The sequence below is a fragment of the Lentzea sokolovensis genome (assembly GCF_033949975.1).
In the GTDB taxonomy this organism is placed as follows: Bacteria; Actinomycetota; Actinomycetes; order Mycobacteriales; family Pseudonocardiaceae; genus Lentzea; species Lentzea sokolovensis.
Window position 1 is genome coordinate 764,162 of sequence record NZ_JAXAVU010000001.1, and the last position, 14,205, is coordinate 778,366.

At 68.9% G+C, this 14,205-nt stretch carries 8 protein-coding genes and 1 pseudogene; 5 read left to right on the forward strand and 4 right to left on the reverse strand.

Features of this window, described 5'->3' with window-relative positions:
* Positions 1-6: 6 nt before the first annotated feature.
* Positions 7-2,757: a helix-turn-helix transcriptional regulator gene (locus SK854_RS03330; protein WP_319973440.1), complete on the reverse strand. Its 2,751-nt coding sequence runs from the start codon at positions 2,755-2,757 to the stop codon at positions 7-9.
* Between the two features lie 209 nt (positions 2,758-2,966).
* Here SK854_RS03330 and SK854_RS03335 point away from each other — a divergent pair, with 209 nt between their 5' ends.
* The 4 genes from SK854_RS03335 to SK854_RS03350 are packed head-to-tail and all read left to right on the forward strand — an operon-like array spanning position 2,967 to position 6,783.
* Positions 2,967-4,340, forward strand: a complete 1,374-nt coding sequence (locus SK854_RS03335; RefSeq protein ID WP_319973441.1) for a glycosyltransferase — start codon at positions 2,967-2,969, stop codon at positions 4,338-4,340.
* 7 nt (positions 4,341-4,347) lie between these two features.
* Positions 4,348-5,403, forward strand: coding sequence for a DegT/DnrJ/EryC1/StrS family aminotransferase (locus SK854_RS03340; protein ID WP_319973442.1), 1,056 nt, complete (start codon positions 4,348-4,350; stop codon positions 5,401-5,403).
* Between the two features lie 3 nt (positions 5,404-5,406).
* A complete protein-coding gene (locus tag SK854_RS03345; RefSeq protein WP_319973443.1) occupies positions 5,407-6,576 on the forward strand; it encodes a cytochrome P450 in 1,170 nt (389 codons plus the stop codon).
* A 12-nt stretch (positions 6,577-6,588) separates the two neighbouring features.
* Positions 6,589-6,783, forward strand: coding sequence for a ferredoxin (locus SK854_RS03350; protein WP_319973444.1), 195 nt, complete (start codon positions 6,589-6,591; stop codon positions 6,781-6,783).
* A 2-nt stretch (positions 6,784-6,785) separates the two neighbouring features.
* On the opposite strand, the gene SK854_RS03355 is transcribed toward SK854_RS03350, so the two are convergent.
* Positions 6,786-7,490 (reverse strand): LysR substrate-binding domain-containing protein, encoded by a 705-nt coding sequence (locus tag SK854_RS03355; protein ID WP_319973445.1) that lies wholly within the window; start codon positions 7,488-7,490, stop codon positions 6,786-6,788.
* A gap of 56 nt (positions 7,491-7,546) precedes the next feature.
* Between SK854_RS03355 and SK854_RS03360 the strand changes: the two genes are divergently transcribed.
* Positions 7,547-7,909: a DUF5997 family protein gene (locus SK854_RS03360; RefSeq protein WP_319973713.1), complete on the forward strand. Its 363-nt coding sequence runs from the start codon at positions 7,547-7,549 to the stop codon at positions 7,907-7,909.
* Between the two features lie 6 nt (positions 7,910-7,915).
* Here SK854_RS03360 and SK854_RS03365 read toward each other — a convergent pair whose 3' ends face one another.
* Both SK854_RS03365 and SK854_RS03370 read right to left on the reverse strand, forming a co-directional pair.
* Positions 7,916-9,100 (reverse strand): cytochrome P450, encoded by a 1,185-nt coding sequence (locus tag SK854_RS03365; protein WP_319973446.1) that lies wholly within the window; start codon positions 9,098-9,100, stop codon positions 7,916-7,918.
* A pseudogene (locus SK854_RS03370) lies at positions 9,097-14,184 on the reverse strand (type I polyketide synthase); the annotation flags it as partial. The pseudogene SK854_RS03370 and the gene SK854_RS03365, both read right to left, overlap by 4 nt.
* Between the last annotated feature and the right edge of the window lie 21 nt (positions 14,185-14,205).

The following is a 14,205-nucleotide window of genomic DNA, read 5'->3' on the forward strand; positions in this document are numbered from 1 at the left end:
GGAGGATCAAGCCGTGCTGGGCAGGTACGAGTGCAGATCCGCCGGGAGATCCTTGCGGTACTTGACGTTCAGCTTCCTGTACACCCGCGTCAGGTGCTGCTCGATCGTCGACGGCGTGATGTAGAGCTTCGACGCGATCTCCCGGTTCGTGTACCCCACGGCGGCCAGCGCGGCCACCCGCCGTTCCGCGTCCGTCAGCGTGGCGATCGGATCGGCCGGCTTCTCCTCGGCCGGCGCGTCCTCGCCGTCGGCCTTCCCCCGCGAAGGCAGCAACTCCTCGCACAACTCGGCAGCGTCGCAGACGTTCGCCACGTGCCACGCCCGCCGGGCCACGGTCCACGCGCGCCGGTGTTCCCGCAAAGCCTGATGTGCCTTGGACAGATCGGCCAGAGCGCGGGCCAGCTCGTACTGGTCCCCGTACTCCTCCAGGATCACCACGGCGTCCTGCAACAACTGTGGCCGGTTGTGCGGCTGGTTGGTGGCGGCCAGCAACCGCAACGCCACGCCTCGGGTGCGCGAGGCGTCCGGGCCCAGCCGGGCGAGCTGCTCGTTGATCAGCCGCTTGGCCTCGTCCCGGTTCGCCCCGTGCAGCAGCCACGCCTCCGCGGCCGACGTCCGCCACGGCACCACGCCCGGCTGATCCACACCCCAGGACGTCATCAGCTCGCCGCAGGACAGGAAGTCCGCGAGCGCCGCGTAGTGCCGGGACGTCGCCAGGTAGTGGTGGCCGCGCGCGTACAGGTAGTGCAACCCGTACCGCGACTGGAACATTGCCTCGGGCACCGGCTGTTCCAGGAACGACGCCGCGTCCTCGTGCCGTCCCATCTTGGTGGCCGCGTTGATGAGGATCCCCAGCGGCATGCCCAGCGCCACGCCCCATCCGCCGGCGGGCATGAGGTCCAGGGCGTTCTGGGCGTGCTCGAAAGCGGTGGTCAGGTCGCCGCGCCGCAGCGACACCTCGGCACGTACGCAGGAGAAGAAGGCGCGCGCGACCGCGAGGTTCTTGGTCCGCGCCTCGTCCAGGAGCTTGTCGCACCACTGCGCCGCCACGTCGAGCCGGTCCGCGTAGACCAGGGCCTGCAACGCCAGCATCGCCGACTCCGGGCCCCACCAGCCGCTGTCGGACGGCCGCGCGGCCTGCAGCACGTGCTCGGCGTCGGTGGCCGAAGCGTCGTTGTTGCCGTACGTCAGCACGTTCGCGAGCGCGGTGACGGCCTTCAGCATCGGGCCGGAGGTCAGGCTCACCGTCCGGGTCTTCACGGCCTCCGGGGTGGACGTCGCCCGGCGGGCCAGGGTCGGGTGCGAGCAGGCGAGCCACAGTTCCATGGCGCGCAGGCCGTTGCTCGACGTGGTGGTGCGCCGGACCCGGTCCATCGCCTCGGTGGCCTCGTCGACCTGGCAGTTCCACAGCATCGGCTGCACCAGCGACGTGACGTCCCGGTCGGAGAGCTGCCCGGCCCGCATCGCCGGCACCACCGTGCCGAGCCTCCTGCCGGCCGCGGACGGGTTGACCCGCCACTCCACCCGCACCAGCTTCGCCGCGATCGCCGCACGTCCGTGCACCTCGACGCACGCCCGATGGGCCAGTTCCAGGTAGCGCAACGCCGTGTCGATCTGTTCGTCGCGCAGGGCGTGTTCGGCGGCCTCCACGAACACCGGCACCATCCACGGGTTCTCGGAGTGGTCGGCCATCACCAGGTAGGGAGCGACCTCGGTGGCGGGCGCGCCCTCGTCGTGCAGCAGCAGGGCCGCCCCGAGGTACATCTCCTTGCGGTCCTGAGTGGACAGATCGTCCAGCACGGCACCTCGCGCTGCCGGGTCGCGGAACCAGCCGTCGCACAGCAGCCCGGCCTCGTTCATCACGTCCAGCGCGGACGCCACGGTGTCGGTGTCGGTGCGAGCCAGCCGCCCCAGCGACTCGTGCGTCGCCTGCTCCCCCGTCACGGCCAGCGCCCGCGCGACGGGCAGCACGTGGTGGTCGCTGCGATGCAGGCAGCTGACCAGCGCTCGCCGGTAGCTGGGGCCGATCACCAGACCGCCGTCGTCGCGCGGCTTGCACAGCCGTTGATCGTCGAGCAACGACCGCACCAGCAAAGGATTCCCGCCGGACAACGCCATCGCGTCCGCGGCGTGCGCGGACGCCTCGAACAACTCGCCCAACGATCCCAGCGGCGCCAGCTGGACGTCGCGGCAGTGCGGGTGGCGCAACAACTCGGTGTGCAGGGCGGTGTGCGCGGCACGCGGTGAGGCGGTCTCGCTGAGCATCAGCAGCACTTTCGCCTGGCCGATGCGGCGGATCAGGTACAGCAGCCAGTGCAGCGACGACGAGTCGGCGTGCTGCACGTCGTCGATGCCGATCACCAGTGGCGTCTCGGCCGTGAGATCCAGCAACGCCAGGCACAACGCGTGCAACTGGCGTGCGGTCGGCCCCTCAGCGCTCCGGGCGGCGGCGTCGAGCAGTTCGCCGACCTCGTCCGGCGCGTCCAGGGGGTGGAAGATCTGGCTCGCCACGCCGAACGGCAGGTCGCGCTCGAACGCCGAGCAGGTGGCCTTGACGAACCCAGCGCCGGAGGCCTCACCGAACGCGTGCAGCAGCTCGGTCTTCCCCGACGCGACAGGGCCGGTGAGCAGAGCGACCCTTCCAGATCCTGACAGGGAGTCCGTCAGCAACGTCTCCAAGGTGGCCCACTGGTCGTCCCGCTCGATCAGGCCCGCGAGCCTCGCCTTGGTCATGCCGTTGTCAGACATCCCGGTCATGATGATGTACCTCTCGCCAGGAGGCACCGAGCGTCGCAGGCGAACGCATCCCCATCAAATCGATACGTGCCAGTTCTAGGTGTTCTCCTGGAGTGCCGGTGCTTTCGAACACTAGGTCTTCTTCCGGAGAAGACTGCCGCCCTGGGACAGGGCACCTCGGGGTCCGGCAGGCTCGCGGTCATCAGGCGTCAGTCCGAAGGGTGAAGTCCATGAGCCAGCGGCCGATCCTGTTCGTCAGTCTGCCGGAGAGCGGCCTGCTGAACCCGATGCTCGTGCTAGCCGAGGAACTGTCGCGCCGCGGCGTCGAGGACCTGTGGTTCGCCACCGACGACAAGGCTCGCGAGGAGGTCGAGGCGGCCGCGGTCGGCTCGCCGATCGAGTTCTTCTCGCTGGGGGACGTGATTCCGGAGATGTCCTCGGTCACCTGGCCCGACGACGTCTACGCGAAGGTGACGCAGCGGTCGCGGTTCAAGGCGCGCAAGGCCGTCATCGCGCAGACGAACCGACCCGAGCAGCGGATTCCCAAGTACCGCGGGCTTTCGGAGCTGGTCGACGAGATCCGGCCTGCGCTGATGATCGTCGAGTCGATGTGCATGTTCGGCTACGAGGTCGCCATCACCAAGGGCGTGCCGTACGTGATCAGCAACCCGTTCGTCGCGTCGAACCTCGTGACGTCCGCGATCCCGATCGGTCCCTCGTACACGCCGAAGGACTTCCCGCGCCCGCACACCGGACTGCCCGCCGACATGTCCTGGACCCAGCGCTGGGCCAACAGGCTCTTCGGCTGGCGCACGCTCGCGACCGCGTTCACCAAGGACAACAAGGACCGCAACGCGCGCAACGCCAAGGTGATCGCCGAGCTGGGCATCTCCTCCAAGGCTTTCGGCCAGTTCGCGAGGGTGGAGCAGGCCGAAATGGTGCTGTGCTACTCGATCCCGGAGATGGACTACCCGTTCGACATTCCGGAGAAGATCCGCACGGTCGGCGCGCTGGTGCCGCCACTCCCCCAGGCGGAACCCGGCGAGCTGGGCACGTGGCTGGACGCGCAGAAGTCCGTCGTCTACATGGGTTTCGGCACGATCACGCGGCTGACCCGGGACCAGGTCGAGGCATTCGTCCAGGTCGCCCACGATCTGAACGGCAAGCACTCGGTCCTGTGGAAGCTGCCGCGCGACCAGCAGGAGTTCCTGCCCTCCACGCTGCCCGGCAACCTGCGCATCGAGACGTGGGTGCCGTCGCAGCTCGACGTGCTCGCGCACCCGAACGTCAAGCTGTTCTTCACGCACGCGGGCGGAAACGCCTACACCGAAAGCATTTACTTCGGCAAGCCGATGGTGTCACGGCCGTTGTGGGTCGACTGCTACGACCAGGCCGTCCGCGCCACGAGCTTCGGCGTCGGGCTCACGCTGGACAAGCCTCACACCGTCGACCCCCACGACGTCGTGGACAAGCTGACCCGCGTCCTGGACGACCCGGCGTTCACCGAGAACGCCGAACGTCTCGCGGCACTGCAGCACTCCGCGGGCGGCCGCAAGACCGCCGCCGACCTGATCCTCTCTCTGCCCGCACTGGCCTCGAAGTGAGTTGACGATGAGCTATCGCTATCCCGTCTCGATGCCTTCGTTGCGCGGCAACGAACTCGAGTACACGACGAAGGCCGTGACGGACGGCTGGATCTCCTCGCAGGGGCCGTACGTGCCGCAGTTCGAGGAGGCCTTCGCCGCCTACAACGACGTCAAGTACGGCGTCGCGTGTTCTTCCGGTACGACGGCTCTGACGCTCGCACTGAGGGCTCTGGGCGTCGGTCCCGGCGACGAGGTGATCGTGCCCGAGTTCACGATGATCGCGTCGGCGTGGGCGGTGACCTACACCGGTGCCACCCCCGTTTTCGTTGACTGCGCCGACGACCTGAACATCGACGTCACGAAGATCGAGGAGAAGATCACCCAGCGCACCAAGGTGATCATGCCGGTGCACGTCTACGGCCGGCAGTGCGACATGGAGCCGATCCTCGAACTGGCCTACGAGTACAACCTGCGCGTGGTCGAGGACTCGGCGGAAGCGCACGGCGTCAAGCCGACCGGTGACATCGCCGCGTTCTCGTTGTTCGCCAACAAGGTCATCACCTCGGGTGAGGGCGGTGTCTGCGTCACGAACGATCCGCACCTGGCGCGGCAGATGGCGCACCTGCGCGGCATGGCGTTCACCCGCGACCACAGCTTCCTGCACAAGAAGCTCGCCTACAACTTCCGGATGACCAACCTGCAGGCCGCGGTCGCGCTCGCGCAGACCGAACGCCTCGACGAGATCATCGCGACGCGCGCGCAGATCGAGAAGCGGTACGACGAGGGCCTTCGCGGCATCGCCGGCATCACCCTCATGCCGCCGCGGGACGTGTTGTGGATGTACGACCTGCGCGCGGAACGCCGGGAGGAGCTCAGGACCTTCCTGGCGGACAACGGGATCGAGACCCGGCTCTTCTTCAAGCCGATGAGCAGGCAGCCCGGCTATCTCGACCCGGTGTGGCCGACGCTGAACGCGAACCGGTTCGCCGAGGACGGGTTGTACCTCCCCACCCACGCCGAGCTGACCGAGGACGACCAGGACCACATCGTGGCTCAGGTCCGCCGGTTCTACGAGGGATGAGACATGACGAGCACTGACCTGGTCCCGTTCATGATGCGCCGCCCCGGCGTGCCGTTCCCTCCGCCCGAGTACGAGGGGTTCCGCACGAAACCCGGCCTGACGAAGGCCGCGTTGCCGTCGGGCGAGACGGTGTGGCTGGTGACCAGGCACGAGGAGGTGCGCGCGGTCCTCACCGATCCGCGCATCAGCTCCAACCCGACGCACGAGGGGTTTCCGCGTCCGTCGCGGACCGTGGGCGCGCCGTCCGCGGACGACGTGCCGGGCTGGTTCGTGTCGCTGGACCCGCCGGACCACAACAGGTTCCGCAAGGCGTTGATCCCCGAGTTCACGGTGCGCCGCATCAGGGCGTTGCGGCCGGCGGTCGAGCAGATCGTCGACCACGCCATCGACCAGATGCTGGCCAAGGGAAACACGGCCGAACTGGTCGAGGACTTCTCGCTGACGGTACCGTCGCTGGTGATCTCGGCCCTGCTGGGCGTGCCGAAGGTGGACCGCGACTTCTTCGAGGAGAAGACGAAGGTCCTCGTGACGCTGACGTCGACCGACGAGCAGCGCGACAAGGCGTCCGAGCACCTGCTGCGCTACATCAACCGGCTGATCACGATCAAGTCCAAGCGCCCCGGCGACGACCTGATCAGCAAGCTGCTGCAGGGCGGCCTGCTGACGCCGCAGGAGCTCTCGGGCGTCTCGATGCTGCTGCTGATCGCGGGCCACGAGACGACGGCGAACAACATCTCGCTCGGCGTCGTCACGCTGTTGCAGCAGAAGCAGTGGATCGACGACGACCGCATGATCGAGGAACTGCTGCGCTACCACTCCGTCGCGGACCTGGTGGCGTTGCGGGTGGCGATCGAGGACGTCGAGATCGGCGGCCAGCTGGTCCGGGCCGGTGAGGGCATCGTGCCGCTCGTGGCCGGCGCGAACCACGACCCGGAGATGTTCGAGCGGCCGGACGAGTTCGACCCGTCCCGCTCGGCCACCGGGCACGTGGCGTTCGGGTACGGCGTGCACCAGTGCCTCGGGCAGAACCTGGTGCGGCTGGAGATGGACGTCGCCTACCGCGGGCTGTTCCAGCGGATCCCGACCCTGGAGGTCGCGGTGCCGCTGGAGGAGCTGCGGTTCAAGTACGACGGAGTCCTGTTCGGACTCCACGCGCTACCTGTGCGTTGGTGAGAAGGGATCGTCATGGCTCGGATCAGTGTGGACACCGGCAAGTGCATCGGCTCGGCGCAGTGCGTGCTGGCCGCGCCGGACGTGTTCGACCAGGACGACGACGGGTTCGTCACCGTGCTCGACGCCAGTCCTTCTGGTGACGCGGAGTCGGCCGCCAGGACGGCCAGGGGCATCTGCCCGGCCCAGGCGATCACGGTGCACGACTGACGTCAGCGACCGCGACGGGGTTTCGCCCGCTTGGCAGGCTGCCTCTTCTGCTGGGGCGCAGGGCCTCGTCGCTGCTGCTGGGGCGCCTGCTTCTTGGCCGGTTCCGGCGCGGGGCCGCGGGTGCTGTTGACCGTGCGGCCGCGGACGATGCCGATCATGTGCTCGATCAGCTCGGGGTTCTCGTCGCGGATCGGGAACGACAGCGCCACGCGGGACTGCGGCGCGTCCGAGAGCGGCACGTACTTGAGGTCCTTGCGGTGGTGCAGCCGCGCCAGTGACTGCGGCACGACCAGCATGCCGACGCCGGCGGCCACGATCTGGATCGCGTCCGCGGTGGTCTCCGGCCGTTCGACCGGCGGCTGACCGGGCTGCGCCTCCCAGCCGAGCGGGTCGTCGAGCGGCTGCCACAGGACGTGCTTCGCCAGGTCCTCGAGGGACAGTTCGTCGGCCGCGGCGAACTCGTGGTCCTTCGGGAACACGACGACGCTGGTCTCGGTGTAGAGCGGGATCGCGTGCAGGTCCTCGCGGTCGCCGGGCAGCCGCAGCAGCGCGGCGTCGGCCTCACCAGAGCGCACCTTCGCCCCTGCTTCGGCGACGGTCACCTGGACGAGGGTCAGCGGGGTCTCCGGCAGGCGTTCCTCCCAGACCCGTGCCCACTTGCCCGGCGTCACACCTGGGACGTACGCGAGCGTGAAAGAGCCGGTCACGCGCTGAGGCTACCGGACGCAGCGGTTACTCTTTGCGCATGAAGTCGCAGCAGACGATGAAGCCCGCCACCGCCGCCAAGAAGCTCGGCGTGTACCTCGAGGCCACCCCCGAGGAGTTCCAGGCCGGCGTCGTGTCGCGCGACGAGCTGAACGAGCTGCAGGCCAACCCGCCGGAGTGGCTGGCGAACCTGCGCAGCAACGGCCCGCACCCCAAGCAGCTCATCGCGCAGAAGCTCGGTATCTCGGCGTCGGGCCTGGTGCGCGCCGGCATCACCGAGGCGCTGACCACCGACCAGATCGCCGCGATCAAGGACGAGAACCCGGACTGGCTGGTGCGCGAGCGCGCCACCTACAAGGAGTTCAAGGCCGAAGAGGCGCGCCTGGCGGAGAAGGCGCGCCTCGAGGAAGAAGCCGAGTGACCCTGCTCACCAGGTGACGGGGAACCGCTCGAGACCACCCGCGAGCCTGCCGCCGGGGTGGGATTCGAGCTCCGACTCCGGCACGGCGAGCCGCAGCGTGGGCAGGCGTTCGAACAGCGTGGTGTAGGCGACGGCGAGGATGATCCGCACGAGCGGGGCGCCGGTGCAGTGCCGCATGCCGTGACCGAACGTGAAGTGGTGGTTCGGCGAGCGGGTGACGTCGAAGTCGTTCGGGTTCTCGAACGCGCGCGGGTCGAAGTTGGCGAGGCTGAAGTCCAGCATCACGAGGTCGCCCTCCTTGATCGTGACGCCTCCGATCTCGATGTCCTCGCTGGCGTAGCGGGGCAGGACGGGCGAGCTGATCGTGGCGCGCATGACCTCGTCGACGGCGCGGGCCATGATCTCCGGGTCGGCCATGGCCTTCGCGCGCTGCTCGGGGTTGCGCAGGAACAGCAGCACGCCGAAGTCGAGGTGGCTCGCGAGGCCCGCGAGGCCGGTGAACAGCAGCGTGACGACGTGGAGGCCGATCTCCTCGTTGGTCAGGCCGGTCTCGATGAACCGCGAGATGACGTCGTCGCCGAGTTCTGACCTGCGGCGTTCGCCGATGTCGGCGGCGAATCCGAACAACGGGTCCATGCCGGCCTCGGCGGACTCCTGGTCGGAGGCGCCGACGGTGTCCATCATCTCCAGCAGCTTGGCGCGGTCCTCGACGGGAATGCCGACCATGTCGCAGAGCGCCTGCTGCGAGTAGTCCATCGAGTAGGCGCTGTGCAGGTCGGCGGGCTGACCGGCGGCGATGATCGCGTCGATCTTGTCGTTCGCGATGCCGATCACGCGCTCGCGGCGTTCGATAACGCGGCGGGCGGCGAAGCTCTTGGTGTAGAGGACGCGTTTCTTCTCGTGGCGCTCCTTCTCGACCTCGATGTCGTCGGCGGTGATGAGCATGTCGAGCATCGGGTTGCGGAAGTACCTCGGCGCGTTGGCAGGGTCCTTGTGGCTGCGGCCGAGTTTCTGGTTCTGCAGCAGCGCCTTCACCTCGGCGTGGCGGGTGACGAGCCAGCCCTCGTCGCCCGCGGGTGTCCGGATGCGGCACACCGGCGCCTGTTCCTGCAACCGCAGGCGGAGTTCGCTGAACGTCAGGATCGACGGCAGTTCGACCCCGATGAGGGGCAGTTCCTGCGATGTGGTCATCGGACGCCTTCCAGTTTCTCGATACGGGTGCTGAGCCAGTCCTCCATCACGTCCGCGATGACGCCCGCGTCCTCCTTGACCATCGCCATGTGGTCGGTGGCGACGACGCGGATCTCGTCGGCGGGCACGTCGACGTCCTGGTCGGTCGTGACGAGGTCGGTGCCCTTGACCTCGTTGGCGCAGCGGATGAGCAGCTTCGGGACCGTCGTGTGGAGGCCGGTGTCGATGATGAGCGGGAACCAGTGCGCCATCGCGGACAGGCGCGTGCTGTTCATGTTCACCGCGGGCGAGTCCATGGTGTTGAAGTAGTTCGTGGTGACGGCGCCGAAGTCCATGCCCTCGCTGGAGTTGTAGTTCATGCTCAGGGTGTCGAGCATGATCACCGCTTCCGGTGTGATCCCCCAGGTCTCCTCGAGCACGGCGGCCGCGAAGTAGGCGAGGGTGCCGCCAGAGGAGTGTCCGACGAGGACGAACGGGTCGCCGTCGGTGCCGTTGAGAATGCTTTCCGCGACGAACCTGGCGGCGGCTTCGGTGGTGCGAGGCAGTGCTTCGCCTTCGTTGAAACCGATGAGCGGGAGCGCTGAGACGTGTCGTTTGCCGCGCAGGTGGGCGGCGAGCCTCGCGTACATGTGCACGCCGGCGGTGGCGCCGGGTGCGCTGACGCAGACCAGTTTCGGCAGCTTCGGGCCGTCGGCGAGGGTGACGGGGACGGGCAGGTCCTCCAGTTCGGCCGGGCTGTCGAACATCGGACGCAGGGTGGCGACGGCCTTGAGCAACCTCAGACCTTCGACGACCTTGCCGCCCGCGACGCTGTCCATGAACAGCCCGAACACCGTGTCGTGCGCGCTGACCGTCATGCCGTTGCTCGTGGCAGGCCCGGCGATGGTGCCCAGTTCGGCGTCGACCCTCGCGGCGAGCGCGGCCGGTGTGCCGCTGTCGAACACGGCGCTGCCGGGGAGTTTGAGGGCGAGCATGTCGTTGAGCTGGTTGCGCAGTTCGACGGCGATGAGGCTGTCGAAGCCCAGTTCCAGGAAGTTCTTCTCGGCGTCCACTGTGGACGCGTCGTGGTGGCCGAGCAGTGCGGCGCACGTGCCGACGACGAGTTCGCGGACCTGGTTGACGCGGTCGTCGCCGTCGAGGTTGCGCAACCGGTCGAGGACCGTGACGGCCGCCATCTGGCTCTGCTGCGGGAGGAGCTGCTCGTCGACGATGTCGCGCAGCAGCGGGGCAACGCGCTGCTGGTTGCGGTTGACGTGCATGGGGATGACGACGCGCTTGTTCTCCGCGAGTGCGGCGTCGAACAGTGCGAGGCCCTGCTCGGCGGCGAGTGGCGGCATGCCGGAACGGGCGATGCGGTCCATGGCGGCGTCGCTCAGGCCTGCGGTCATGCCGCTGTCCTGCGCCCACGGTCCCCAGGCGAGGCTGAGGGTGTTCGGCCTGGTCTGCGCGAGGGCGTCGAGGTAGGAGTTGGCGGCGGCGTAGTTGCCCTGGCCGGGCGCGCCCATGACGTTGGAGACCGAGCTGTAGAGCACCAGCAGCTTGAGGTCGTGCTGGGCGAGCAGGTGTGCGGCGTCGACCTTGGGCGTGAGGACCGCTTTCAGACGGTCCGGGGTGAGCGCGTCGACGAGGGCGTCGTCCAGTACGCCTGCGGTGTGGATGACGGCGGTGAGCGGGCGTTCCGTGGCCGCGAACAGGGTCTGGACGTCGTTGGGGTTCGAGACGTCGGCGGCCGCGATGGTGACGGTGGCGCCCTTGTTCTCCAGCTCCTGCTTCAGGTTCTGGGCGCCGGGTGCCTCCTCGCCGCGACGGCTGGCGAGCAGGAGGTGCCGGACGCCGTGCCTGGTGACGAGGTGTTTCGCCAGTTCCGCGCCGAGGCCGCCGGTACCGCCGGTGATCAGGACGGTGTCGTTCTCGCTCCACTCGTACCTGGCGTCGGGGTTCTCGGGCAGTTCCCTGAGCCGGGCGACCTCGACCTTGCCCTCGCGGACGACGACCTGCGGTTCGTCGCCGTTGACGAGCGAGGTGAGCAGGGCGCCGGAGACGTCGAGGCCGTCGCTGTCGACGAGCAGGAACCGGCCGGGGTTCTCGGCCTGCGCGGTGCGGACCAGGCCCCACACGGCCGCCGCGGCCAGGTCCTCGCCCGCCGCGGCGCCGCGGCTGACGAAGACGACGCGGGAGTTCTCGAACTTCAGCGCTTCCTGGAGGATGTTCAGCGCTCGCCGGGTCTGCGCGTGGGTCGTCTCCGGGGTGTTGTCGCCCGTGACGGCCACGACGAACACGTCCGGCGTGGTGTTCTGGGCGGCTTCGGTGAGGGTTTCGCCGTAGCCGCTGACGGACTGGCCCGCCGCGTACAGGACGTGGGCGAGGTCGAACTCGTCGCCGCCGATGATCGCCCAGCGCGCGCCCGTGATGGCCGGTGCGTCCACTGTGGACTTCACCCAGTTCAGCTCGTAGAGCGCGGGGCGGCCGGCGTTCGGCTGGGCACCGGGGGCCATGGTGCTCCGCGGCCAGAACCGCTCGGTGTCGAACGGGTAGGTGGGCAGCGCCGTCTTCGTGCCTTTGGCGGGCCAGGCGATCTTGGCACCGGCCGTGTAGAGCTTGGCCAGGGCCGTGATGAACGCCGTGACCTCGTCCTTGTCCTTGCGCATCGTCGGGATGGTGCGGTCCACGAGGGCGGCCAGGACGGCGCTGGGGCCGATCTCGACGTGGGTGGCTTCCTCGATGCGGCTGACGTTGCCGGCGAAGCGGACGGTGTCGCGGACGTGGCTGACCCAGTACTCGGGGTTCGTGACGTCGCCGGTGGCGCTGAACGGGATCTTCGACGGGTTCAGCGTGATGGTCCTGATCGCGGCGCGGAAGTCGTCGAGCATCGGCTCCATCAGCGGCGAGTGGAACGCGTGGCTGACTTTCAGCTGCTTGGTCTTGCGGTCGGTGAACCGCGCCGCGACCTTCCGCGCCTCCTCCTCGACGCCGGCGATGACGACCGAGTCCTCGGCGTTGACGGCAGCCAGGGAGACACCTGCGGTGAGGTGCGGCATGACCTCCGCCTCGGTGGCCTGAAGCGCGATCATCACGCCACCTGCCGAGAGGTTCTGCATGAGGCTCGCCCTGGCCGTGACGAGCTTCGCGGCGTCTTCGAGACTCAGGACGCCGGCGACGTGCGCGGCGGCGATCTCGCCGATCGAGTGGCCCGCGACGTGGTCGGCTTTGAAGCCGTAGCTCTCCAGCAGCCGGTACAGCGCGACCTCGAACGCGAACAGCGCGGGCTGGGTGTGGCCGGTCTGGTCGAGCCGGGTCTCGTCCTCCCACATGGCCTGCTTAAGGCCCGCAGGGAGATGCCGGAGGGCGGCGTCGAGGGCCTCCCGGAAGGCGGGGAACGCCTCGTACAGCTCCTTGCCCATGCCGACGCGCTGGGCGCCCTGGCCGGAGAACAGCGCGGCGAACGGCTTGCGCTGCACGGTCCCGCTCGCGATGACGTCGCCGTCGAGGAGCACAGCGCGGTGGTCGAACGTCGTCGGCCTCGTGGTGAGCAGCGAGTACGCGAGGTCCCGCGGCTCTCCTTCGAGCGCCTTGACCTGCTCGACGCGGGCCTTCAGCGCGTTCGCCGACTTAGCCGAGACGACGAGCGGGTACCGGCCCGCCAGCCCCTGAATCGATTCCGGCTGGCTGGCCCCCAGGGGGCTTTCATCCCCCATCCCAATCATCTCAGGGAGGTCTGACAGTTCTGGGGCCTCTTGGATGATCACGTGGGCGTTGGTGCCGCTCACTCCGAAGGACGAGATGCCGGCGCGGCGGGGTTTACCGCCCCGTGGCCAGGCGGTGGTCTCCGTCAGCAGGGCGACGCTGCCCGCCGACCAGTCGACGTGCGACGAGGGTTCGCTGACGTGCAGGGTCGGCGGGAGGGTGTCGTGGCGCAGCGCTTCCACGATCTTGATGACGCCCGCGACGCCGGCCGCCGCCTGGGTGTGGCCGATGTTGGACTTGATCGCGCCGAGCCGCAGTGGCGTCGCGCGGTCCTGGCCGTAGGTGGCGAGGAGCGCCTCGGCCTCGATCGGATCTCCCAGCACCGTCCCGGTTCCGTGGGCCTCGACAGCGTCCACATCGGACGCCGACAGGCCCGCCGAGGCCAGCGCGGCCTTGATCACCTCGCGCTGGGCGGGACCGTTCGGGGCGGAGAGGCCGTTGGAGGCGCCGTCCTGGTTGATCGCGCTACCGGCAACCACGGCGAGCACCGGGTGGCCGTTGCGCTGGGCGTCGGAGAGCTTCTCCACGAGCAGCACGCCGATGCCCTCGGCCCAGCCGGTGCCGTCCGCGTCGTCCGAGAACGCCTTGCACCGGCCCGAGGTCGCGAGACCGCCCTGCCGGGTGAATCCGGCGAAGTTCGAGGAGGTCGCCATGACGGTGACGCCACCGGCCAGCGCGAGCGAGCACTCGCCGTTGCGCAGCGCTTGGGAGGCCAGGTGCAGGGCCACCAAGGACGAGGAGCACGCGGTGTCGACGGTGACGGCCGGGCCCTCGAAGCCGAACGTGTAGGAGATGCGTCCGGAGATGACACTGGCCGCGGTGCCCATGCCGGCGTGCCCCTCGACGTCCTCCTGGGAGGCGATCAGCACGTGGCCGTAGTCCTGGCCGTTGGTGCCGACGAACACGCCGGTCCGCGAGCCGCGCAACGACGTCGGGTCGATGCCCGCGCGTTCGACTGCCTCCCACGTGGTCTGCAACAGAAGTCGTTGCTGCGGGTCCATCGCTAGCGCCTCACGCGGCGAGATGCCGAAGAAGCCGGGGTCGAAGTCGGCGGCGTCGTAGAGGAATCCGCCCTGCAGCGTCGCACTGGTGCCGCCGGCCAGGGTGCCGAGGTCCCAGCCTCGGTCGGTCGGGAACCCGGTGATGGCGTCCCGGCCTTGCGAGACCAGTTCCCACAGGTCTTCCGACGAGCGGACGTCGCCGGGGAATCGGCAGGCGATGCCCACGATCGCGACCGGCTCGTGCCTGCCGGACTCGACCTCCTCCAGCCGCCGGCGGGTCTGGGCGAGATCGGCGGTGACCCACTTCAGGTACTCAACGAGCTTCTCTTCGTTCGGCATCGCCGGAAACCTTCCGTCCAC

Excerpts from the sequence above, each read along its gene's own strand:
- SK854_RS03330 (WP_319973440.1), bottom strand. The coding sequence starts at position 2,757 with ATGACCGGGATGTCTGACAACGGCATGACCAAGGCGAGGCTCGCGGGC.
- SK854_RS03335 (WP_319973441.1), top strand. The coding sequence starts at position 2,967 with ATGAGCCAGCGGCCGATCCTGTTCGTCAGTCTGCCGGAGAGCGGCCTG.
- SK854_RS03340 (WP_319973442.1), top strand. The coding sequence starts at position 4,348 with ATGAGCTATCGCTATCCCGTCTCGATGCCTTCGTTGCGCGGCAACGAA.
- SK854_RS03345 (WP_319973443.1), top strand. The coding sequence starts at position 5,407 with ATGACGAGCACTGACCTGGTCCCGTTCATGATGCGCCGCCCCGGCGTG.
- SK854_RS03350 (WP_319973444.1), top strand. The coding sequence starts at position 6,589 with ATGGCTCGGATCAGTGTGGACACCGGCAAGTGCATCGGCTCGGCGCAG.
- SK854_RS03360 (WP_319973713.1), top strand. The coding sequence starts at position 7,547 with ATGAAGCCCGCCACCGCCGCCAAGAAGCTCGGCGTGTACCTCGAGGCC.
- SK854_RS03365 (WP_319973446.1), bottom strand. The coding sequence starts at position 9,100 with ATGACCACATCGCAGGAACTGCCCCTCATCGGGGTCGAACTGCCGTCG.